Raw genomic sequence first — 20,411 nt, forward strand, 5'->3', positions numbered from 1 at the left:
CGAGGAAACCCCCGGCCACTTTTCGGCACAGGGGGACCCGTATGGGACCAAATCCACAACCCAAATCCAATACAAACAGGAATACAATGACCCCTAAGCCATCAACAGACGGCTTAACCTTCACCCGCGTCTGCTACGGCCAGCCCGTCCGCATCTTCATGTGGGAGGGCGCCCCGTGGTTCGAAGCGGAACCATTCTGCACGTCAATGGGCCTCTCGATCGCCGCCCTCGACGTCTTCAACCGCACCGCGACGGACGACGATATCGCGCTCTATCCCTTCGATGACGAACCCGTCTTTGCCGTCTCACCCATCGGCGCTTGGAAGCTGGTAGAGGCGAACGATCCTAACCGCTGCGCCAAGTTTGCCGCATGGGCCAAGCGTGAAGCTGCCCAACTCGCGCCGGACGCCCCGCTGAACGATCCCCGCATGTTCCTTACGCTCCAGGCGGACGGCATGTTGCCGGAAATGCCGGGTAAATATACCGGGCGCCGCTCGGAGTGGTACGCCCTGAAGGAGTCACCTGAGCATCAGGAAGCCAAGCAGCGGGCCCGGTCAGTCCTTCGGAACATGTCGCTCCGCATGGCCAACCCTCAGCATTTTTCGGCGCCACCAGTCGCCGCACCATCCCTCTAAGGAATATCTATGTCATTTCCATCGGCCTCGCCTTGGGCCGCCTCTCGCTCCATTAGCCCGTTCGACACTGACAGCGCCATGCCCGCCCCGTCTGCTGGCGGTACGCTCCAACAAACCCTCCCGGCTCCTCCGCCCTCTGTAAAGAAAAAGGCGACCATCTGGGACAATGACCATATCTCCGAAACGCTCCTGGGCATCGGACAGGCCTTCCTGTCTAACCAGAATTTCGGAGAGGGCCTTGGGGCCGCAGCGGGCGTAATGGCTGACCGCAACGCGGGGCTCCGCAGGGAAGCTCAGAAGTCAGTCACCTATGGCGGCCCAAATAACCGCTTTGAGATTATGACGGATGCTCAAGGGAACCGCACGGTTCGTGAGGTCCCCGAGTTCGCCAAGGCCGCTCAGGACGAAAGGGACGCTAAGGCCCGCGCTGAGCGAGAGGCCAAGGCGGCGCCATCCTGGAAGGAGGCGCAGGACCTAAAGGCTCGCCTCGTCTACCAGATCGGCAAGCTCCCGGCCGACCAGCGAGCCGCAGCCTATGCGGACTTGATTGCCAATCCGCAGCGATACGGCATCAGTCCGGAGGGGATGCCCTCCGCGTGGAGCGACACTTACGGGACCGTAGCGGGCAATTCGGGCATGACGGTTGCGCAGGCCAGCAGTAATGAGCGCGGCGACCGCATCGCCGATAACCGCATCGCCACGAACGATGCCCGCACCGCGCAGGGTGCCGCACGTGTGGATTTGGCCCGTGCCGCTGACGCCCGAGCGGAGCGCAGATCCACCCTACGTAAAGTGCCTGCCGCCGTGACCCGCAAGGCAACCATCAAGACGCCTACGGGCTTCATACTGGACTAATCCCATGAGCGAAATTCAAGAAGGCCAGACGGCCACCAATCCGAAAACCGGCCAACGCATTATCTTTAAGGGCGGCCAGTGGCACAATTACACCGAGCCGGGAGCCGCCCCGTCGCAGCCCACGAAAAGCGGGCAGCCCTTCGAAACCTCAAAGAGCCGCGACGCCGCCAGAGCCGCATTGGACCAGATGGACCGCATTCAGCCCCAGGTGGACCGCGTGCGGGCGCTCTACAATGAAACCCTCCGGGGTTCAGGGCCACTCAAATCCTTGGGCGAGTTTATGCCTACCCAGGCTAATGCCCGATTCGATAATGCCGTCGCAGGGCTTCGCACTCTGGTCCGGCCCGCCCAGCGCACCCCAGGCGAAGGGGCCATGTCGGACTTTGAGAGTAAGCTGGCCATCCAAAACCTACCGAACCGCTACAGTTTCGACAGCGCCAACGAAGAGGCATTGGACGGCCTCCAAACCTTCCTCGACACGAGCCGCGCCTCCTATTCCAAGCGTCTCGGCCTCCCGACCCCGCCACCATCTGTCCGCCGCAAACCATCCACGAACGGCTGGACCATCCGCAAAGTTAAGTAATGCCAAGATACGTAATTGAGGGGCCAGACGGCTCAACCTTTGAAGTGGACGCGCCAGAAGGGGCATCAGGGGAGGAAGTCCTCCAGCGGGTCCAAGCGGAGGCTTCTGCTCCCCAGGCCCGGAAGCCCCGCACGGGTCTCCAGACCGCTGGCGACTTTGTGGGAGACGTGGTGGACAATGTGCTCCCCAACTGGGGCGACGAGCTCGCTGGGGGCCTAGACGCCGCTGCTGCCCTCGTCACCGGCAAGCCCGTGGGCGAGGCCTTCAAGCAAGGTCAAGCGGACTTTAAGGCCCATCAGGCCCAATATGACGACGAGCACCCGAACCTCGCATGGACGTCTACGCTCGGAGGCATTGGGGCTAGCTTGCTCCTCCCAGGCGGAGCACTGGCGAAGGGCGCCGGAATGGGCGCTAAGATCGCGCAGGGCGCTAAAATCGGCGCTATCTACGGCGGCCTTTCAGGTGCGGGCGAAGGTGACAGCGTCGCGGACCGCGTAGACAGCGCTATCCAGTCGGCCGTGGCGGGCGCCGCGCTGGGAGGCTTGGCCACTCCCGCCCTTGAAGGTGCCGCGCTCGCCCATCGCTGGGCCCGTGGAAAACTCCCCGGCTACGATGGTGCCACCCGCCGCTTGGCTAACGTACCTCGCGCCGTCCTGCGCAAGAGTAAGCTCACCAAGGAAGCCCGCGCCCGTGAAGTCGCAGACCGCACCTTGAGCCAGCGGCTCGGAGAGGGGAATATCGTTACCGGCATGGGACAGAACGGCCCCGCCGCGTCCCCTGAGACCATCGCGGCCGAATTGGAACGCAGGCAGGCCATGGGAGTCCCCGCGATGCCAGGCGACATTACGGAGTCGCTGAGGAATACCACGAGCTGGGCGTCTCGCGGCATGGGACCGGGGCAACGGCTGGTCCGTTCGGCACTGGACGCCCGTAAGGCTCAGGAGGCCGCCCGCGTCCGTCAGCATGTTATTGACACTATGGGCAGCGTTACGGACCCATTGGCCCAGATCGAACGCCAGACGGCCGCCGCAAAGGCCCGCGTGGCGCCGCTGTATCGTGAGGCCTATGCGCAGCCGATGGTGATAACGCCTGAGATTGAGGCGATCATGGCTACGCCCGCGTTCAAGGACGCCTTGCCCCAAGCTTACCGGAATATCGGCAACGCCATCGGGGACCCTGAGGCCATGGGGCTCCGTATGCGGCAGGACGGCACCATAGACCCTGAGGCCATGCAGTCCCTTTCAACTGAGGGCTTCGATCAGGTCATTAGGGCTATGCGTGACAATGGCAGGGCGGCGGCTGGCATCAATCCGCGCACCGGCCAGCCCGTCCACAATACCAACTCCGTCCACATCAATGCACGAGCGGGGGACCTCCGAGACCAGCTTGCGGCCCAGAATGAGGCCTACGGCGATGCCATCCGGCTCTATGCGGACGACATGGCCCAGCGGGACGCCCTGGAGGCTGGTGGGCGCGTTGCGGGGCTCTCGGGTCACGAGGTCAACGAAATGGCCCGCTCGATCCCTGAGACCGCGCATGAGTCCTGGGCGCTTGGCGCAAGGTCCGCTCTGGCCGATGAGGCCACCGACTGGGGCGCACAGCATCAGACCGGCAACGTATCAGCCCGCATCAGGGGCGCATTGGGCGATCAAACCAAGCAAGACGCCATCGGCCGTATGGGCGGCAATAGCGGCGCCGTCCGCCAACTCTTGGACCGCTTGGAGGCCGAGCACCAGGGGAATATCCTTTGGAGTGAGGCCCAGGGCAATTCCGCCACGGCTGGCCGTCAGGCCCTAGACGCCGACCTTAACGAGCAAATCGCTCCGACGCTCCCCACGGGCTGGAAGGCGATGGCAGGCCGCGCTTTGGCTAAGGTAGGGGAGAAGGCGGGCGGAGAATTCCGCAACGGCGTTAAGGATCGTACAGCCCAGGTCCTCACTGAACAGGACCCCAAGGCCTTCCGGGGCCACCTGGACGACATTGCGGGCCTTGCCGAGCGTGATGCACAGCAGGCGGCATATCGTCATCGCAACGCCACCCTCCTGGCCAAGGCCGCCGCACTGAACATTGAGCCCGCTACGGAGGACGGTCAGGTCCTTCTAGGCGTTGGTGAAAATCCAGGCGGTCGGGGTTACGGTATGTATGGCCGTTACGAAGACAACTTTGACGCGGAGGGGAACCCTCTGTGACTATATGCCCCTGGGGTGCCGCTATGGCGCTTCGGGGGCTTTTTGTTCTTTCGACTTGTCGCGATTGATGATGCCAGCCAGCTTTCCGGCCGGAAGTCCTGCGTAGATTGCATCTATCTCCTTGGGCTCTGTTATCGCTTTCTCCACGATGTAATTGATTAGATTGAAAAGCGAGAAGGCCGTAGCGCTATCATCCTTTAGGTCCATCGTACCAGGGTGGACGGCCTCATTGCCGATAACACGGACCGAATCCAACGCTTGCTGAATTTTCGGGTTGATGACGCCATTCTTGACCAATTGGCCGATCATCTTATTAATATCGTCTTCGTCCGCTCCAATCAGTGGTAGCAGTTTTTGGACTAGCAGCCGCAGTAACGCGGCGGCGCCCCTAGGGGACACAGGGAGTACCCGACGCGCTTCCTCATAATCTTCTGCTAAATCACTAGGAAGATCGGAGGGCGGCGCGGGTGCCTCACTTTCGTTCGGAACGTGTAGCCGCCCGTCAATGAAAATCACTTCCTTCAAGCAAGCCTCGCAGAGCGCGCTCACAATCGTGGGCGCCCCTTCCGTGAAAGCCCTATATGGGTTCCCACCCCCTTGAACAGTGACCCCATTTACGTAACCCCAGCGATGAAGAGCGAGTGTACGGCAATCGGGATGGGGGCATATGAAAGTTGAGGCTGATACCTTTGGATACCCCGCCTGATTGGTAGCATGGGCTAGGGCTTGGGTAGCAGTTAGACGCGGCGGCATTCAATTACTCACGTTGACGGCAGCAACCCCGCTGCAATGACATAACTATTATGATCGCGCCGCAAAATATAGCAGCAGGAATAGGCAAAGCCACAGCGAGCGCCACGAGGCCGCTAAGCAACATCAGGCCCACGCCGATCCCTACCAGCCCGCAAAGCACCTCAACGCCAGCTTCCCAGGCCAGACAGAACCTTTCGGCCCAATCGGGCTCAGGGCCCGCTGGGTCCGTATGATTGTCCGACTGCATCTACTGTCCTCCAGATAGCCGAAGGGCCCGAAGTTTCCTCCGAGCCCTCTAAGTCGATTTATCAAGCCGCTTCGGCTAGGGCCTGCTCTAGGTCCCCGACCGTCACCACGGCGGAACTGTGCGCGACCTCCCGGTTAACAAGGGCTATGACGTCGCCCCCCATGAAGCGGTAAGACCAAGCTCCGACGCTCCCGTCCCCCGAACCTGCCCTATAAGCGTTCACAGCAGCGCCCATAACATCGGCGCCCATCACGGCTGCTTGCGATGCGCCCTCATCATCAATGCTCGTGATTGCCACCATTCCAGAGCCCATGAAGTGGCAGACGGCGCCGTCCATCATTTCAACCGCATTGTTGGAAGCGCCCTTTACGTCAGACATGCAAAATACCCCCAGAAAGTAATCCGCCCTGCTCGGGCCAACGGGGCTTGATTGCTCCGCTAAAAATCCGGTACACGATATGGGACACGAATCATACATTTAATTTCCATAGAATGCTGTTTTTTCGTTATTTTGGTTGAAGCATTGGATAGTCCAGCCCTGTCCACCATCGCTGGCCGCGGGCGCCGCCGCCGGGCCGAATTGATCCGCTTCAGGGCTCATCCCATCTCTCCACAGCTTGCTTTCCTGCGCGCATTGACGGGATAAGTGCGGTTCATCCGGAATCTGTTACGCTCCCCTTGATGACCCCAGTTCCTCCCGCGACCCGCCGCGCCGTCCTGACCGCCGCCCTTGCCGGCTTCCTGACCCTTCGCCTGCCCCGCCGCGCCCTTGCCGCGACGGAGGTGGAGCGCGTGGACGATCTGATCGCGCGCATGACCATAGAGGAGAAGGCGGGGCAGATGACCTGCCTGGCCGACAGTTTCCGCCCCTATAATCCCCCCAATCCGCAGGTCGGCATCCAGAATGAAAGGCAGCTTGCCGACGAAATCCGCAAGGGCCGGGTCGGCTGCCTGTTCAACGGCATCGGCGTCGCGGGCGCGCGCCGCGCGCAGGAGATTGCGCTCAAACAAAGCCGCCTCGGCATTCCGCTGCTGTTCGCGGGCGACGTCATCCACGGCCTGAAGACGATCTTCCCCGTGACCCTGGCCGAATCCGCCAGTTTCGATCCGTCGCTGGCGGAACGCACGGCGCGCGCCATGGCGGTGGAGGCGACGGCGGCCGGCCTGCACCTGACCTTTGCCCCCATGGTCGACGTCGCCCGCGACCAGCGCTGGGGCCGGGTGGTCGAGGGAGCCGGGGAGGATGTCGCTCTGGGCGGCCTCTTCGCCGCCGCCCGCGTGCGCGGCTTTCAGGGGCGCGACCTGCGCCGCGACGATTCCCTGCTCGCCTGCCCCAAGCATTTCGCCGCCTATGGCGCCGTCGCCGGGGGCCTCGAATATGGCAGCGTCGACATCAGCGACGAAACGCTGCGCGAAACCCATCTCCCGCCCTTCGGCGCCGCCTTCGCGGCGGGGGCGCTCACCACCATGGCGGCGTTCAGCGAGATCAACGGCGTGCCCGCCACCGCCGACCGCGACCTGCTCACCGACACGCTGCGCGGCGAGATGAAGTTCCGCGGCTTCGTCTTTTCCGACTATACGGCGGACGAGGAACTGATCGCCCACGGCTATGCCGAGGATGAGCGCGACGCCACCCGCCTCGCCATATTGGCCGGGGTCGACATGTCGATGCAGAGCGGCCTTTACATCCGCCACATCCCCGATCTGGTGAAAAGCGGCGCGGTGCCGATGGAAACGGTCGACGTCGCCGTCCGGCGCATCCTTTACGTCAAGACCGCCATCGGCCTGTTCGACAATCCCTGGCGCTCGCTGGACGAGGAAGCGGAAAAGACCCGCATCTTCACCCCCGCCCATCGCGCCTTGGCGCGGGAGGCGGCGGCGCGTTCCATCGTGCTGCTCCAGAATGATGGCGTCCTGCCGCTCAATCCCGCCCGGGCGCAGACCATCGCGCTCATCGGCCCGTTCGGCGAGGACAGGGAGAATGTCTACGGCCCCTGGGCCTTTTACGGCGACAAGGGCAAGGGCATCGACATCGCCACCGGCCTGCGCGCCGCCATGCCGGACCCGGCCAGATTGCTGGTCGCGCCGGGCAGCGGCATATTGACGCCCATCGACGGGGGCGTCGCCAAAGCGGTGGAAACGGCGAAGGCGGCGGACATCGTCATCCTGGCGCTGGGCGAATCGCAGGACATGTCGGGCGAGGCGCAGTCCCGCACCGCCATCGAAATCCCCGTCGTGCAGCAGGCGCTGGCCGATGCCGTCGCCGCGACCGGAAGGCCCGTCATCGTCCTTCTCCGCCACGGCCGCGCCCTGGCGCTGCATGACGGCGTGGCGAATGCGCAGGCGATCCTCGCGACCTGGTTCCTCGGCTCCGAATCCGGCCATGCCATTGCCGACATCCTGTTCGGCAAGGTGAACCCGTCCGCCAAGCTGCCGGTCAGCTTCCCCTGGGAATCGGGGCAGGAACCCTTCTTCTACGACCGCAAGTCGACCGGCCGCCCGGTGATCGACAACCGCACCGAATATCGCTCGCGCTACGCCACCACCGACAATAGCGCGCGCTATCCCTTCGGCCACGGTCTCAGCTACAGCGATTTCACGCTGGAAGGGTTGAAACTGTCCGACACGGCGCTGCGCTGGGACCGCGCCATCGAAATCACCGCCCGCCTCACCAACAAGGGCACCCGCAAGGGCAGCGAAGTCGTCCAACTTTATATCCGCGACCGCGTCGCCAGCCGTACCCGCCCGATCCGCGAGTTGAAACGCATCCAGCGCGTCACCCTCGACCCCGGCGAGAGCAGGACGGTGCGCTTCTCCCTGTCCCGCACCGACCTGCAATTTGTCGGCGCGGGCAGCAGGATCATCGCCGAACCGGGCCTGTTCGACCTCTGGCTCGGGCAATCATCCAATGGCGGCCTCCACAGCCAGTTCACGCTTTATGCGGCGGAAACCACGCCCGCTTTCCCCCAATAAACCATCATCCCACCCCGGATCGCGTCCATTCCGATCCCGTCACCTCTTTCCCCATTTCGTCATCCCCATCTCTCTCCCGTTATCCCCATCTCACTCCCGTCATCCCCGTCTCACTCCCGTCATCCCCCACCTCACTCCCGTCATCCCCGTCTCACTCCCGTCATCCCCGCGAAGGCGGGGACCCATCTCCTGCCCGTTCCCCTTGACGCCTCCCAAAGGACATGGACTCCCCCACCGCCCAAACCCCTGTCCTACACGGCCCTGACCATGGCATAGCGCCCTCACGCTCTTTCCCACCGTCAACCCATTCCACCCGCCCCCTAAGCGGGCGCCCTCCGCACACCCATTCCGCAAAAATTCTCCTATTGCGAAATCAACGCCACCGGTCCGCACCCACGCAAATGCGTCGGCCACAACGCCGTGAACTTCGCAGGCATGAGGCAGTCTGCAAAACTCCGCCTCAACGCCTTCACCACCCCACGCACCTCTGCTAGAGGCCCCCTCCATGCTCAACCTGAACGGCATCACCGTGCGCCTCGGCGGCCGCACTATTCTCGACCGCGCCAGCGCTTCCCTGCCGCCGCGCAGCCGCGTCGGCCTGATCGGCCGCAACGGCGCGGGCAAGTCGACCCTGATGAAGGTGATGATCGGCCAGATCGACCCGGACGAGGGCAGTTGCGACATGCCCCGCGACACGCGCCTCGGCTATATCGCGCAGGAAGCGCCCTCGGGCACGGCCACCCCCTTCGACACCGTCCTCGCCGCCGACAGGGAACGCGCCGAACTGATGGCGGAGGCGGAGCATACGCAAGACCCCGACCGCCTCGGCCATATCTACGAACGGCTGAACGCCATCGACGCCTATACCGCGCCGGCCCGCGCCGCCCGCATCCTCGTCGGCCTCGGCTTCGACGAGGAAATGCAGGGCCGCCCCCTCGACAGCTATTCGGGTGGCTGGAAGATGCGCGTCGCCCTCGCCTCGCTGCTTTTCTCCAACCCCGACCTGCTGCTGCTGGACGAGCCGTCGAACCATCTCGACCTCGAAGCGACGCTCTGGCTGGAAAATTTCCTCAAGGCCTATCGCGGCACCGTGGTCGTCATCAGCCATGAACGCGACCTGCTCAACAATGTGGTCGACTATATCCTGCATCTGGAGGGCGGGAAGATCACCCTCTATCCCGGCGGCTACGACGCCTTCGAACGCCAGCGCGCCGAACGCCTCGCGCAGCAGGAGGCCGCCCGCGCGAAACAACAGGCCGAACGCGAGAAGTTGCAGGACTATGTCGCGCGCAACTCCGCCCGCGCCTCGACCGCGAAACAGGCCCAGTCCCGCGCCAAGGCATTGGCGAAGATGCAGCCCATCGCCGCGGCCATCGAGGACCCGACGCTGCATTTCGGCTTCCCCAGCCCGCCCGAACTGCGCCCGCCGCTCATCACCATGGACATGGCGGCGGTCGGTTACAACGACACGCCCGTCCTGCGCCGGGTGAACCTCCGCATCGACCCCGACGACCGGCTGGCGCTGCTCGGCCGCAACGGCAATGGCAAGACCACGCTCGCCCGCCTGATCGCCGCGCAGTTGAAGCCGATGGAAGGCGCGATGAACGCCTCGGCGAGGATGAATGTCGGCTATTTCACCCAATATCAGGTGGAGGAACTGGACGTCGGCGACACGCCGCTCGAACATATGAGCCGGGTGATGAAGGGCGCGACCCCCGCCGCCGTCCGCGCCCAGCTGGGCCGCTTCGGCTTCTCCGGCGAGCGCGCGACGCAGAAGGTCGGCTCCATGTCGGGCGGGGAAAGGGCGCGGCTGGCCCTCGCCCTCATCACCCGCGACGCGCCGCATCTGCTGATCCTCGACGAGCCGACCAACCATCTCGACGTCGACAGCCGCGAAGCGCTGGTGCAGGCGCTGAACGACTATTCGGGCGCGGTGGTCATCGTCAGCCACGACCGCCACATGATCGAACTGGTCGCCGACCGGCTGGTGCTGGTCGACAATGGCACGGCCCAGCCCTTCGACGGCAGCCTGGAGGATTATACCGACATCATCCTGCGCAAGGCTGACGGCAATGGCGGCAATGGGGGTTCGGGGGGCGATGCCCCGAAGACCGACCGCAAGGCGGAAAAGCGCAACGCCGCGCAATGGCGCGAACGGCAGAAGGCGGCGAAGAACGCCGTCAGCAAGGCGGAAAAGGAGATGGCCATGCTAACCGCCGAACGCAGCCGCATCGACCAGGCGCTGTTCGACCCCAAAAGCGCGACCGGCGCGGAGGCGAAGATGACCATGACCGAACTGATGGTGAAACGCGCCGACCTGGAAAGGAAACTGGAAGCGGCGGAAGAAAGCTGGATGGAAGCCAGCGCCGCGCTGGAGGAGTTATAGATCGCGGAAACCAGGCTCCGTTCGGGCCGTTTTCACGAGCCACCTGTCCCGTTCAAATGTCGAAGCCCTTCACTTTCTTGAAGGGAAGCGCCTGATCATTCCGTCAAAGGCCCCTCCAGCCCATCCGCCCCCGTCCGCATCTTCGTCACGATGTTCCAGGTCGCGATGAACAGCGCCGCGATCACCGGCCCGATGACGATGCCGTTGAACCCGAACAGGTCGATCCCGCCCAGCGTGGTGATCAGCACGACATAGTCGGGAATCCGCGTGTCCCGCCCGACCAGTATCGGTCGCAGGATATTGTCCACCATCCCGATCACGAACATGCCGCAAAAGGCGAGGATCAGCCCCTTCGCCACCGCCCCGGTGACGAACAGGTAAATGGCGACCGGCACCCAGATCAGCCCGGTTCCGACCGCCGGAATCAGCGAGAACGCCCCCATCAGCACGCCCCAGAGCAGCGCACCCGGCAAGCCCAGCGCCCAGAACACCACGCCGCCGATCAGCCCCTGGACGATGGCGACGACGATGCTGCCCTTGATCGTCGCACGCGTGACGACGACGAACTGATTGATCAGGGCCCGGCGATGCGCGGTCCGCATCGGCGCCGCCCTGTCCACCATCGCCGCCAGCTTCGGTCCGTCGCGCAACAGGAAGAAGGTAAGGTACAGCATCACGCCCAGCGCCATCAGGAAGCTGAACGCGCTCTGCCCGATCTGCAACGCCTGCGTCGCGACCGTGCGGAAGCTCGACGCGACGCCGGCGCTCAGCATTTCGCGCACGGCGGCGAAGTTGGTTATGCCCAGCCGGTCGAGAAAGGCCGCGGCCCAGCCAGGCAGGCTCGCCTGGAACTGCGCGAACATCCGCGCGAAGTTGATCTCGCCGCTTTGCACCTTGGCGTAGAAGAGGGTCGCTTCCTGCACCAGCGCCATGGCCAGGATGATCGCCGGCACGATCACCAGCGCGACGATCAGCAACAGCGTCAGCGCCGCCGCGCTGTTCCGGTGCCGGGGCATCATCCCGATCAGCCCCTGGTTGACCGGCGCGAACAGGATGGCGGCGATCACGCCCCACAATATGGCGGCGAAGAAGGGCTCGACCACCAGCGCGAAGGCGACCGAGACGATGAGGACGAAGCCCAGGAAGACCCCATCCTCTATGCGCGCGCTTGGCTTTTCCGTGCTCCTGTCCATGACGCCGCTTTGGCAGAAGTGCGGCGCCAAATCCATGCCTGCTTATTCCGCCTGCGCACTGAACCCGAAGCTGACCGACACCTTGGGGTCCAGTCCCGCGCTGCTCTCGCCATTGCCGACGCCGAAGGACGCACGGGCGATGGTGGCCGATCCTGAGACCTTCCGCGCCTTGCCGGTGCCGGAAAGGGTGAAGCGGATGCTCTGCGGCTTGCTTACCCCCTTGAGGTTCAGTGTGCCCGAAGCGCGATAGGCGTTCGTCCCCGTCTTCTCAGCGCCCCTTGCGGTGAAGACGGCCCTGGGGTGCGCCGCCACGCCGAAGAATTCGTCCCCGGCCAGCATGCCGTCCTTATAGCTGTCCCCGACGCTGGCGCTCGCCAGGTCGATCTCCACGCGGATGTCCGCGCTGTCCGGATGATCCGGGTCCATGACGATCTTCGCCGTCCATTTGGAGAAGCGGCCGCTGATCGTCTCGCCGCTGTTCCCGACGGAAAAGCCGATGGTCCCGCCCGGCTGCACCGACCAGGCGGGCGGCGGCCCCACCGGTTCTTCCGCGACCGCCGCATTGCCGGCTTCGGCCGGGGCCGCGGCATTGACGGCATTGACGGCATCGTCGGCCGGCTCAGCGGCATTGGCGGGCATTTCCTCTTCCTCCTCGGCCGCCGCCGGCAGGACCGGCGCGGCCACCGCCTTCGCTGCGGGCGCTGGCAGGACGGCGCGCCCGAGGACGAACCCCACCGCGATCAGCGCGGGCAAGGCTGCCAGCAACAGCGGCGAACGCGCCGGCATCATCCGCCACAGCAACCCATCGCCCATCAGCACATGATGCCGCAGCGCACCCGCGACGTGCAGGACGAACAGCGCGATGCCGATCCAGGCGATCAGGGCGTGTCCGCCTTCGGCCAGCTCATGCGCGCTCATGGGCAGGGGCAGATGAGGCAGGGGGACGATGCCGAAGATCAAGGTCGGCACCTTCACCTTCGCGGTCGACACCAAGGCCCATCCGGTGAGCGGCGCGCCCAGCATGAACAGATAGAGGCCCGCATGCACCGCCTTGGCCAGCGCGCCCTGCCAGCCGCGCTCGACCGGCGCGGGACGCGGCTTCCAATAACGTATGGCGACGCGGGCGAAGGTCAGCAGCAGGATCGAGATGCCGATCGACTTATGCCACTGGAACAGCGCGAAGCCGCGCGCGCCAAGATCCTCGAGCGCCCATCCCACGGCAATCTGGAAGGCAAGCAGGGCGGCGATCGCCCAGTGCAGGAAAATGGCCAGCCGACTATAGCGTTGCATCGAAACCCCCATGTGCGACAATCCGGTCCGGAAGCTATGCTGCACCTGCGCGGAAGTCCACCGCCGCGCCCGGAAACGATCCGTTACCTCAGCAGAACGATAAGCTTCGCGCCTGTGTCATAAAGGTCGCAGTCCGATCAATTTCGACCCGATGATTGCATCCCCGCCGCCAAGGGCTAAGAGCATAGGAAAACAGGACATAGGACAAGCAGGACATGGCCAAACCCGAATCCTGGCGCCTCCGCCCGGAAGCTTATCGTTTCGTCACCAGCATCGACACCCGCTTCCAGGACATCGATACGATGGGCCACATCAACAATGTGGCGATCTCCGGCATATTCGAAACGGCCCGCATCCGCTTCCACCATCATCTGGGCCGCCATCCGCAGGAACAGGGGGTGCGCTGGCTGGTCGCGAACGTGAACCTCAATTTCGTCGAGGAATCCCACTTTCCCTATCCGTTCGAGGTGCACTGCGCGATCGGCCATATCGGGCGCACGAGCTGGACGATCAGTTCGGCGGGCTTTCAGAAGGGCATATGCGTCGCCACCGCCGACACCACCGTCGTGACCCATGGTTCGGAAGGGCGCCGCTCCATCGACGAGAGTCTGCGGGAGGCGATGGAACGCAACTTCATCATCCGTCCGGACTGATGGGATCGCATCGATTTTCAACCGATCGTAACCCGCTCTAGCGGAAGCCGTCCATGCGGCGGCTCCACTGGAAGGCGATGACCGCCGCCTTGGCGGGCTGGATCATCGCCAGCGCAAGCAGGATCGCAAGACCCGGCCATAGCGCCGCCTGCACCCCCAGCGGAATATCCAGCGCCGCGTTCACCTCTATCATCAGCGGCACGAGCAGGTGCCCCAGCAGCAATATGACGATATAGGCCGGGAAATCGTCCGCCCGCGATGCGTCCCAGGCCTGTCCGCAATGGCGGCAGGCGGGACTGGGCTTCAGGAAGCGGGCGAACATCCGGCCTTCGCCGCAGGCGGGACAACGGCCCCTGAGCGCCAGCGCCAGCGCCGGCCGCAGCGGCCGCGCCGCATCATCCTGGGGCAATCCCTTGCTCATGGCCTTTCCCCCTATGGCCAATGCGCGCCCCGTGCAACATGCCCGCGCCCTGTTAGAGCTTCCGCGCCGCGCAAAGCCTGTTAAGAGGGCGGCCATGCGCCTTCCGGGACCGACCGAAGCCTTCGTCCTGTTCGACGACGCCCGTACCCGGGCTCCCGCCCCCGCGCGCCTCTATCGCGATCCGGTATCGGTCATCGCCGCTCATCGGCTGGCGGAGGTGCAGCCAGCGCTCGACCGGCTGTCCGAAGCGGCAGAAGCCGGGCTGCACGCAGCAGGCTTCATCGCCTATGAAGCCGGGCTGGCGCTGGAGGACCGCCTTCACCCGCTGGCGGAACGGCATCGGCAGGACAGGCCGAAGACGCCGCTGCTCTGGTTCGGCCTGTTCGAAGGGGTGTGCCTGATCGATCCCGCCGCCATGACCGGCCTGTTGCCGGATCCGGCGGGCGCCAGGGTCGATCGCCTCCAGCCGCTGATCGACGAGACCGCCTATCGCGCCGCCTTCGCCCAGGTTCAGGACTATATCCGCGCCGGCGACATCTATCAGGTCAATCTGACCTTCCCCTGCGCCGCGCATTTCATGGGCGATCTCATGGCGCTCTATGCCGCCATCCGTCCGCGCCAGCAGGCGGGCTATGGCGGCGTGCTGCGCACCGGGGAACATTCGATCCTCTCCTTTTCGCCGGAGCTGTTCTTCACCCATGTCCGGGGCCAGTTGACCGCGCGGCCGATGAAGGGCACCGCCCCCCGCGATCCCGATCTCGCCAGCGACGCGGAACTGGCGCAATGGCTGGAGCGGGATGCCAAGCAGCGCGCGGAAAATCTGATGATCGTCGACCTGCTGCGCAACGATCTGTCGCGCGTCTCCCACGCCGGCACCGTCACCGTGCCCGACCTGTTCAAGGTCGAAACCTATCCGACCGTCCACCAGATGGTATCGACCGTCCGGGCCCGGCTGTTACCCGGCCTGTCGCCCGTCGACGTGCTGCGCGTCCTTTTCCCCTGCGGGTCGATCACCGGCGCGCCCAAGGTCCGCGCCATGGAGATCATCGACGCGGTCGAGCCCTTTCCGCGCGGCGTCTATACCGGCTCCATGGGCTGGATCGATCCGTCGGGCGATGCCGCGTTCAATGTTGCCATCCGCACCATTTGCGTCGAAGAAGGCAGCAGGGAGGGACGCCTGGGTCTGGGATCGGGCATCGTCGCGGATTCGGATGTCGCTTCCGAATGGGCGGAATGTCTGGCCAAGGGGCGCTTCCTCGCACCGGCCTGATTCATCGCGCCATCATCGATCGGCATAAGGGGTTTGCAATTTTCCATGGCATTGGCTGACGGACGGTTCGATCTGCTCGAAACCATGGCCTTCGATCCGGTCGAGGGCATCAGATTGCTCGAACTGCATCTGGAGCGGTTGAAGACCAGCGCGGAGGCGCTCGATTTCGCCTTCGACCGCCATAATGTGCGCAATGAGCTTCAGGCCGCGACCTTCCGCCTGCGGGAGCGCAGCCGCCTTCGCCTGCTGGTGTCGCGCCGGGGCTCCATCGCCATCGAAGTGCGCGAGCACCGCACCTGGCCTCAGGCGATCATGCAGGTCGCGCTCGTCCCCCGCAACGCCCCCGCCGCCGATGCGCGGCTGGCGCACAAGACGACCGACCGTTCGCTCTACCGTGACGCCCTGCGGCGCGGCGGCACCTATGAAGTGGTGATGACGGACGAACAGGGGTTCCTGACGGAGGGCAGCTTCTCCTCCATCTTCGTCGAACGCGGCGACAAGCTGCTGACCCCGCCTTTGTCGCGCGGCCTGCTGCCCGGCGTGCTGCGCCGCAGCCTGCTCGACATGGGGGAGGCAGTGGAGGCCGACCTGCGCCCCCGCGACCTGGAAAACGGATTCTTCATCGGCAATGCGGCGCGCGGCATGGTGGCGGCGTCGCTGGTGCGCTAGAGCATCGTGCGCAAAAGTGGGAACCGGCTTTACGCTTGAAAGGATTCGACAACAAAAGCTTGGAGCGCGCGCCCTGCGTCCGATTGAACGCAGCGCGCTATAGGGGCACGGGCAACCCTTTTCCGCACGCATGAATTGCAGATCTTCCTCCCTCCCGGCCCTATAATCTGCCGTTACGGCCAGCCGAAGCCAACTGGCGGTTGCCCCTTCTTTCGTTGCACACTAAGGAGCCTCGCGTCCGCTTCACGCGGACCTAGGGGATTCTAGAGAAAGATTGTCATGATGAGCCAGACTTCCGCAGCCCTCGGTCGCATCCAGCCCTCCGCCACCCTGGCGATGAGCGCGCGCGTGAATGCCCTGAAAGCCGAAGGCGTGGACGTCATTGGCCTCTCCGCCGGCGAACCGGACTTCGACACGCCCGATTTCGTGAAGGAGGCGGGGATCGCGGCGATCCGCAAGAACCTTACCCGCTATACCGACGTGGACGGCACCGCCGACGTCAAGGAAGCCGTCGCCTTCAAGTTCAAGCGCGACAATGGCCTTATCTACAAGCGCAGCCAGATCAGCGTCAATTCGGGCGGCAAGCACACGCTGTTCAACGCGCTGGTCGCGACCGTCGACGTGGGCGACGAGGTCATCATTCCGGCGCCCTATTGGGTCAGCTATCCCGACATCGTGAACTTCGCGGGCGGCACGCCGGTCTTCATCGAGGCGCCGGCAAGCCAGGGCTACAAGATCACCGCCGCCCAGCTGGAAGCCGCGATCACGCCGAAGACCAAGTGGGTCATGCTGAACTCGCCTTCCAACCCGTCAGGCGCAGCCTATTCGGCCGAAGAGCTGAAGGCGCTGGGCGAAGTGCTGCTGCGCCATCCCCATGTGCTGGTGATGACGGACGATATGTATGAGCATGTCTGGTACGCGCCGACCCCCTTCGCCACCATCGCGCAGGTTTGCCCGGACCTCTACGACCGCACGCTGACGGTCAACGGCTGCTCCAAGGCTTTTTCCATGACGGGCTGGCGCATCGGCTTTGCCGGCGGCCCGGAATGGATCATCAAGGCGATGGGCAAGCTCCAGTCGCAATCGACCAGCAATCCCTGCTCGATCAGCCAGGCGGCCGCCGTCGCGGCGCTGACCGGCGACCAGGATTTCCTGGAAGAGCGCAACGCCGCCTTCAAGAAGCGCCGCGACATGGTCGTCGCCATGCTGAACGACGCACCGGGCCTGGACTGCCCGACGCCGGAGGGCGCCTTCTACGTCTATCCCGATGCCAGCGGCGTGATCGGCAAGACGACGCCCAAGGGACAGGTGATCGACAGCGACGAAGCGCTGATCGGCTATTTCCTGGACGAAGCGAAGGTCGCCGCCGTCCACGGCGCCGCCTTTGGCCTCTCCCCGGCCTTCCGCATCAGCTACGCGACTTCGGAAGAGGTGCTGCGCAAGGCCTGCACCCGCATCCAGGAAGCCTGCGCCGCTTTGAAGTGAGCCCTCTTCAATCCCCCCGGGCTTAGCCTGGAACGGGACCAGCGAAGCTGGAAGGGAAGGACCGGACGCCAAGTCCGTCCTTCCCCTCCCCCATCACCTCCATTTCGGAAACGGAAAATTTCTCCGGCGCCGTCTTGCAGATGGAGAGCGGGGGTCTATATCCCGTTTCGAACCGAAACTGGCCTTGCCCGACATCCATCGTCCCACATCGGACGTTGGTCGAAACTGCCCTGGCGCAGCGTTCATCCGGGACTAAGCCGCGCGACATTCATTTCCGCCGCTTGCGGCGACCAAGACGACCGAAAGGAAGAACGCCATGTTGGCCTTCTTGAAATCCGACCTGTTCCTGCGCTTCATGGGCGGGTTCGCGATCGGCGCTATCGGGGTCTTCGTGCTTCAGCCGAACAGCGACGCGCCGCCGCTGACCAGTCCCGCCATGGCGGCATCCGCCCCGGCCGCTGGCAATGCGGCGCGCTGACGGCATCGCGCTTGCTTTTCTGGCGGCCTTGGCCGTCGCTTCCCCTTTGCGTGCCGAACGGCCGGTCCTCGCGCCCGCCCCGGCGGTTGACGCAGTCCCCGCCCGCAAGCTTGAAACCGCCATCTTCGCGGGCGGTTGCTACTGGGGCGTGGAAGGCGTCTTCTCCCATGTAAGGGGTGTCCGCCTCGCCGTCTCCGGATTCGCAGGCGGTCCTCGGGGCCGCAGGGTCGATTACGAACAGGTCAGCCAGGGCGATACCGGCTTTGCCGAGGCCGTTCGCGTCACCTACGATCCCCGGCAGGTCAGCTACGGCACGTTGCTGCGCATCTTCTTCTCAGTGATCGCGGACCCGACAACGCTCGACTATCAGGGCCCGGACCACGGCACCCAATATCGCAGCGCGCTGTTTCCCCTGAATGCAGGGCAGGACAGGGCGGCCCGGGCCTATCTCGCCCAACTCGGTCAATCGGGCCTCTGGCGCGATCCCATCGTCACCCGAATAGAAGGCTTCACCGGCTTCCAGGATGCGGACCGCCATCATCAGGACTTCCTGACGAAGAACCCGCGCCATCCCTATATCCAGCGTTGGGACATGCCGAAGCTGGCCGCCCTCAAGGCGATGTTTCCGGCATTCTACAGCGACCGACCCTCAGCCTGAAAAGGGAGTTTTCATGAGCGACACCCACGGCCTCAAGCTGCTTTCGACCCTGGATGACGACGGCCGCCTGATCGTCGAACTGGCCGAAGAAACGCTCCCCGCTCCCACAGGCGATCAGGTGCTCGTCCGGGTGGAAGCCGCGCCGATCAACCCCTCCGACCTTGGCCTGCTGTTCGCTTCCGCCGATGTGGCAAATGCGGATTATGCCGAAGGCCGGATCGTCGCCCGCATGCCCGATCCCGCGCGCCGCGCGCTTGCGGGGCGGGTCGGCCAATCCATGGCCATCGGCAATGAAGGCGCGGGCACCGTCATCGCCGCGGGCGAGGCACCGGAAGCCCAGGCCCTGCTCGGCAAGCGGGTCGCGATGATCGGCGGCGGCATGTACGCGGAACATCGCTTGCTCGCCGCCAGCGGCTGCATGGTCCTGCCCGACGATGTCACCGCGGAGGAGGGCGCATCGGCCTTCGTCAATCCGCTGACGGCGCTTGGCTTCGTCGAAACCATGAAGCGCGAAGGGCATAAGGCGATCGTCCACACCGCCGCCGCGTCCAATCTGGGCCAGATGCTGGTGCGCATCTGCCAGGAGGACGGCATTCCGCTGGTCAATATCGTCCGCAATGAAGCGCAGGTGGCGATCCTCAGGGATCTGGGCGCGGAATATGTGCTGGACAGTTCCCGGGACGACTTTCTCGTCCAGCTTCAGGACGCGGTCGCTGCTACGGGCGCGTCCATCGCCTTCGACGCGATCGGCGGCGGCCATCTGGTCAGCCAGATCCTCCATGCCATGGAGCAGGCCGCGAGCAAGGACGAGCCCTATAGCCGCTATGGCTCGAACGTTCTGAAACAGGCCTATGTCTACGGTGCGCTGGACCTGTCGCCGACCATCCTGACGCGCAGCTTCGGCTTTGGCTGGAACGTCGGCGGCTGGCTGCTTTTTCCCTTCCTGCAAAGGACGGACGCGGAAACGGCCGAACGCCTGCGCCAGCGGGTGCGCGACGGTCTGACGACGACTTTCGCCAGCCATTACAAGGCGCGCATCTCCCTCAAGGAAGCGCTGACCCGCGACGCCGTGCTGACCTACAATGCCCGCCGCACGGGGGAAAAATATCTGATCGTCCCGAACGGCTGATGGTGGGCAGACGGCAGGCGTCGCGCCCCACGCGACCCGGGGCGTCGCTTTTCTTCCGAAACGCAGAGGTCTGAATGGCAGCGCCCCCGGATCAAGTCCGGGGGTGACGCGGAGGACGATGTCAGGAACCAGCCCTCAGAGCGCGCTGCGTCAATCAGGCGCAAGTCGCTCCCTTCTGCCGGCCGACCTCAATCTTCCGGCGCGATGGTGACGCGCAGGCCGTCCAGCGAATCGCTGAACGTCAGCTGGCAGGACAGGCGGCTGGTCTCGTTGCGATGGTCGGAGCTGTCGAGCAGGTCGTTCTCATCATCGCTGATCGGCGGCAGGTTGTCGGCAAAGGCCGGATCGACGAAGACGTGGCACGTGGCGCAGGAGCAGCAGCCGCCGCAGAGCGCCAGCAGTTCGTCAAAGCCGTTGTCGCGGATGATTTCCATCACGGAAAGGCCGTTCTCCGCCTCGACCGCCTGCTCTTCGCCCGAACGGTTGACCACAATCAGTTTCGCCATGTACCCAGGTCCCTCAAATTTTTCCCGCCGCTCATGTC

The 20,411-nt window shown here is 64.6% G+C and carries 20 protein-coding genes; 13 read left to right on the plus strand and 7 right to left on the minus strand.

Features of this window, described 5'->3' with window-relative positions:
* Positions 1 to 86: 86 nt before the first annotated feature.
* The 4 genes from A8G00_RS05200 (at position 87) to A8G00_RS05215 (ending at position 4,262) form a co-directional block, all read left to right on the plus strand.
* Positions 87 to 635, plus strand: coding sequence for a hypothetical protein (locus A8G00_RS05200; RefSeq protein WP_025551682.1), 549 nt, complete (start codon positions 87 to 89; stop codon positions 633 to 635).
* Positions 636 to 893: 258 nt separating this feature from the next.
* Positions 894 to 1,490: a hypothetical protein gene (locus tag A8G00_RS05205; protein WP_216365598.1), complete on the plus strand. Its 597-nt coding sequence runs from the start codon at positions 894 to 896 to the stop codon at positions 1,488 to 1,490.
* 4 nt (positions 1,491 to 1,494) lie between these two features.
* Positions 1,495 to 2,073, plus strand: a complete 579-nt coding sequence (locus A8G00_RS05210; RefSeq protein WP_025551679.1) for a hypothetical protein — start codon at positions 1,495 to 1,497, stop codon at positions 2,071 to 2,073.
* 170 nt (positions 2,074 to 2,243) lie between these two features.
* Positions 2,244 to 4,262 carry a hypothetical protein gene (locus tag A8G00_RS05215; RefSeq protein WP_146032568.1) on the plus strand — a complete coding sequence of 673 codons (2,019 nt, stop codon included), beginning with the start codon at positions 2,244 to 2,246 and terminating at the stop codon, positions 4,260 to 4,262.
* 21 nt (positions 4,263 to 4,283) lie between these two features.
* Here the strand turns inward: A8G00_RS05215 and A8G00_RS05220 are convergent, their stop codons facing one another.
* From A8G00_RS05220 to A8G00_RS25770, 3 genes are all read right to left on the minus strand, one after another.
* Positions 4,284 to 4,778 (minus strand): DUF4145 domain-containing protein, encoded by a 495-nt coding sequence (locus A8G00_RS05220; RefSeq protein WP_244968686.1) that lies wholly within the window; start codon positions 4,776 to 4,778, stop codon positions 4,284 to 4,286.
* Between the two features lie 545 nt (positions 4,779 to 5,323).
* Entirely contained in the window at positions 5,324 to 5,641 is a 318-nt protein-coding gene (locus A8G00_RS05230; RefSeq protein ID WP_146032569.1) for a hypothetical protein, read from the minus strand.
* A gap of 99 nt (positions 5,642 to 5,740) precedes the next feature.
* A complete protein-coding gene (locus tag A8G00_RS25770) occupies positions 5,741 to 5,863 on the minus strand; it encodes a hypothetical protein (RefSeq protein ID WP_301182304.1) in 123 nt (40 codons plus the stop codon).
* An 80-nt stretch (positions 5,864 to 5,943) separates the two neighbouring features.
* Between A8G00_RS25770 and A8G00_RS05235 the strand changes: the two genes are divergently transcribed.
* Together A8G00_RS05235 and A8G00_RS05240 are read left to right on the plus strand one after the other, a co-directional pair.
* On the plus strand, positions 5,944 to 8,235 hold the full coding sequence (locus tag A8G00_RS05235; protein WP_172451791.1) for a glycoside hydrolase family 3 N-terminal domain-containing protein: 2,292 nt from the start codon (positions 5,944 to 5,946) through the stop codon (positions 8,233 to 8,235).
* Between the two features lie 505 nt (positions 8,236 to 8,740).
* The gene (locus A8G00_RS05240; RefSeq protein ID WP_103000237.1) at positions 8,741 to 10,621 is read left to right on the plus strand and encodes an ABC-F family ATP-binding cassette domain-containing protein; all 1,881 of its coding nucleotides are present in this window, start codon (positions 8,741 to 8,743) and stop codon (positions 10,619 to 10,621) included.
* Between the two features lie 95 nt (positions 10,622 to 10,716).
* On the opposite strand, the gene A8G00_RS05245 is transcribed toward A8G00_RS05240, so the two are convergent.
* Together A8G00_RS05245 and A8G00_RS05250 are read right to left on the minus strand one after the other, a co-directional pair.
* The gene (locus A8G00_RS05245; RefSeq protein ID WP_025552018.1) at positions 10,717 to 11,814 is read right to left on the minus strand and encodes an AI-2E family transporter; all 1,098 of its coding nucleotides are present in this window, start codon (positions 11,812 to 11,814) and stop codon (positions 10,717 to 10,719) included.
* 42 nt (positions 11,815 to 11,856) lie between these two features.
* Positions 11,857 to 13,104, minus strand: coding sequence for a YceI family protein (locus A8G00_RS05250; RefSeq protein WP_103000238.1), 1,248 nt, complete (start codon positions 13,102 to 13,104; stop codon positions 11,857 to 11,859).
* A 215-nt stretch (positions 13,105 to 13,319) separates the two neighbouring features.
* Here A8G00_RS05250 and A8G00_RS05255 point away from each other — a divergent pair, with 215 nt between their 5' ends.
* The gene (locus A8G00_RS05255) at positions 13,320 to 13,757 is read left to right on the plus strand and encodes a thioesterase family protein (protein WP_103000239.1); all 438 of its coding nucleotides are present in this window, start codon (positions 13,320 to 13,322) and stop codon (positions 13,755 to 13,757) included.
* 37 nt (positions 13,758 to 13,794) lie between these two features.
* Here the strand turns inward: A8G00_RS05255 and A8G00_RS05260 are convergent, their stop codons facing one another.
* The gene (locus A8G00_RS05260) at positions 13,795 to 14,178 is read right to left on the minus strand and encodes a DUF983 domain-containing protein (RefSeq protein WP_103000240.1); all 384 of its coding nucleotides are present in this window, start codon (positions 14,176 to 14,178) and stop codon (positions 13,795 to 13,797) included.
* Positions 14,179 to 14,272: 94 nt separating this feature from the next.
* Here A8G00_RS05260 and pabB point away from each other — a divergent pair, with 94 nt between their 5' ends.
* The 6 genes from pabB to A8G00_RS05290 all read left to right on the plus strand — a co-directional run bounded on the left by pabB (position 14,273) and on the right by A8G00_RS05290 (position 19,867).
* Entirely contained in the window at positions 14,273 to 15,448 is a 1,176-nt protein-coding gene (gene pabB, locus A8G00_RS05265; RefSeq protein ID WP_103000241.1) for an aminodeoxychorismate synthase component I, read from the plus strand.
* 45 nt (positions 15,449 to 15,493) lie between these two features.
* Positions 15,494 to 16,117, plus strand: coding sequence for an aminotransferase class IV (locus A8G00_RS05270; RefSeq protein ID WP_025552028.1), 624 nt, complete (start codon positions 15,494 to 15,496; stop codon positions 16,115 to 16,117).
* A gap of 282 nt (positions 16,118 to 16,399) precedes the next feature.
* Positions 16,400 to 17,602: a pyridoxal phosphate-dependent aminotransferase gene (locus A8G00_RS05275; protein ID WP_044661548.1), complete on the plus strand. Its 1,203-nt coding sequence runs from the start codon at positions 16,400 to 16,402 to the stop codon at positions 17,600 to 17,602.
* Positions 17,603 to 17,918: 316 nt separating this feature from the next.
* The gene (locus A8G00_RS25040; protein WP_167706728.1) at positions 17,919 to 18,080 is read left to right on the plus strand and encodes a hypothetical protein; all 162 of its coding nucleotides are present in this window, start codon (positions 17,919 to 17,921) and stop codon (positions 18,078 to 18,080) included.
* Positions 18,067 to 18,738 carry a peptide-methionine (S)-S-oxide reductase MsrA gene (gene msrA, locus A8G00_RS05285; protein ID WP_025549916.1) on the plus strand — a complete coding sequence of 224 codons (672 nt, stop codon included), beginning with the start codon at positions 18,067 to 18,069 and terminating at the stop codon, positions 18,736 to 18,738. Before A8G00_RS25040 ends, msrA begins: the two co-directional genes overlap by 14 nt.
* Before the next feature lie 13 nt (positions 18,739 to 18,751).
* The gene (locus A8G00_RS05290; RefSeq protein ID WP_103000243.1) at positions 18,752 to 19,867 is read left to right on the plus strand and encodes a zinc-binding dehydrogenase; all 1,116 of its coding nucleotides are present in this window, start codon (positions 18,752 to 18,754) and stop codon (positions 19,865 to 19,867) included.
* A gap of 188 nt (positions 19,868 to 20,055) precedes the next feature.
* Here the strand turns inward: A8G00_RS05290 and A8G00_RS05295 are convergent, their stop codons facing one another.
* On the minus strand, positions 20,056 to 20,373 hold the full coding sequence (locus A8G00_RS05295; protein WP_025549918.1) for a 2Fe-2S iron-sulfur cluster-binding protein: 318 nt from the start codon (positions 20,371 to 20,373) through the stop codon (positions 20,056 to 20,058).
* Between the last annotated feature and the right edge of the window lie 38 nt (positions 20,374 to 20,411).

The organism is Sphingobium sp. SA916 (assembly GCF_002894065.1).
GTDB classification, from domain to species: domain Bacteria; phylum Pseudomonadota; class Alphaproteobacteria; order Sphingomonadales; family Sphingomonadaceae; genus Sphingobium; species Sphingobium fuliginis.

Bases quoted from the DNA above. Each gene is read 5' to 3' on its own strand.
- A8G00_RS05200 (WP_025551682.1), top strand. From the start codon at position 87: ATGACCCCTAAGCCATCAACAGACGGCTTAACCTTCACCCGCGTCTGC.
- A8G00_RS05205 (WP_216365598.1), top strand. From the start codon at position 894: ATGGCTGACCGCAACGCGGGGCTCCGCAGGGAAGCTCAGAAGTCAGTC.
- A8G00_RS05210 (WP_025551679.1), top strand. From the start codon at position 1,495: ATGAGCGAAATTCAAGAAGGCCAGACGGCCACCAATCCGAAAACCGGC.
- A8G00_RS05230 (WP_146032569.1), bottom strand. From the start codon at position 5,641: ATGTCTGACGTAAAGGGCGCTTCCAACAATGCGGTTGAAATGATGGAC.
- A8G00_RS25770 (WP_301182304.1), bottom strand. From the start codon at position 5,863: ATGAGCCCTGAAGCGGATCAATTCGGCCCGGCGGCGGCGCCCGCGGCC.
- A8G00_RS05235 (WP_172451791.1), top strand. From the start codon at position 5,944: ATGACCCCAGTTCCTCCCGCGACCCGCCGCGCCGTCCTGACCGCCGCC.
- A8G00_RS05240 (WP_103000237.1), top strand. From the start codon at position 8,741: ATGCTCAACCTGAACGGCATCACCGTGCGCCTCGGCGGCCGCACTATT.
- A8G00_RS05245 (WP_025552018.1), bottom strand. From the start codon at position 11,814: ATGGACAGGAGCACGGAAAAGCCAAGCGCGCGCATAGAGGATGGGGTC.
- A8G00_RS05250 (WP_103000238.1), bottom strand. From the start codon at position 13,104: ATGCAACGCTATAGTCGGCTGGCCATTTTCCTGCACTGGGCGATCGCC.
- A8G00_RS05255 (WP_103000239.1), top strand. From the start codon at position 13,320: ATGGCCAAACCCGAATCCTGGCGCCTCCGCCCGGAAGCTTATCGTTTC.
- A8G00_RS05260 (WP_103000240.1), bottom strand. From the start codon at position 14,178: ATGAGCAAGGGATTGCCCCAGGATGATGCGGCGCGGCCGCTGCGGCCG.
- pabB (WP_103000241.1), top strand. From the start codon at position 14,273: ATGCGCCTTCCGGGACCGACCGAAGCCTTCGTCCTGTTCGACGACGCC.
- A8G00_RS05270 (WP_025552028.1), top strand. From the start codon at position 15,494: ATGGCATTGGCTGACGGACGGTTCGATCTGCTCGAAACCATGGCCTTC.
- A8G00_RS05275 (WP_044661548.1), top strand. From the start codon at position 16,400: ATGAGCCAGACTTCCGCAGCCCTCGGTCGCATCCAGCCCTCCGCCACC.
- A8G00_RS25040 (WP_167706728.1), top strand. From the start codon at position 17,919: ATGTTGGCCTTCTTGAAATCCGACCTGTTCCTGCGCTTCATGGGCGGG.
- msrA (WP_025549916.1), top strand. From the start codon at position 18,067: ATGCGGCGCGCTGACGGCATCGCGCTTGCTTTTCTGGCGGCCTTGGCC.
- A8G00_RS05290 (WP_103000243.1), top strand. From the start codon at position 18,752: ATGAGCGACACCCACGGCCTCAAGCTGCTTTCGACCCTGGATGACGAC.
- A8G00_RS05295 (WP_025549918.1), bottom strand. From the start codon at position 20,373: ATGGCGAAACTGATTGTGGTCAACCGTTCGGGCGAAGAGCAGGCGGTC.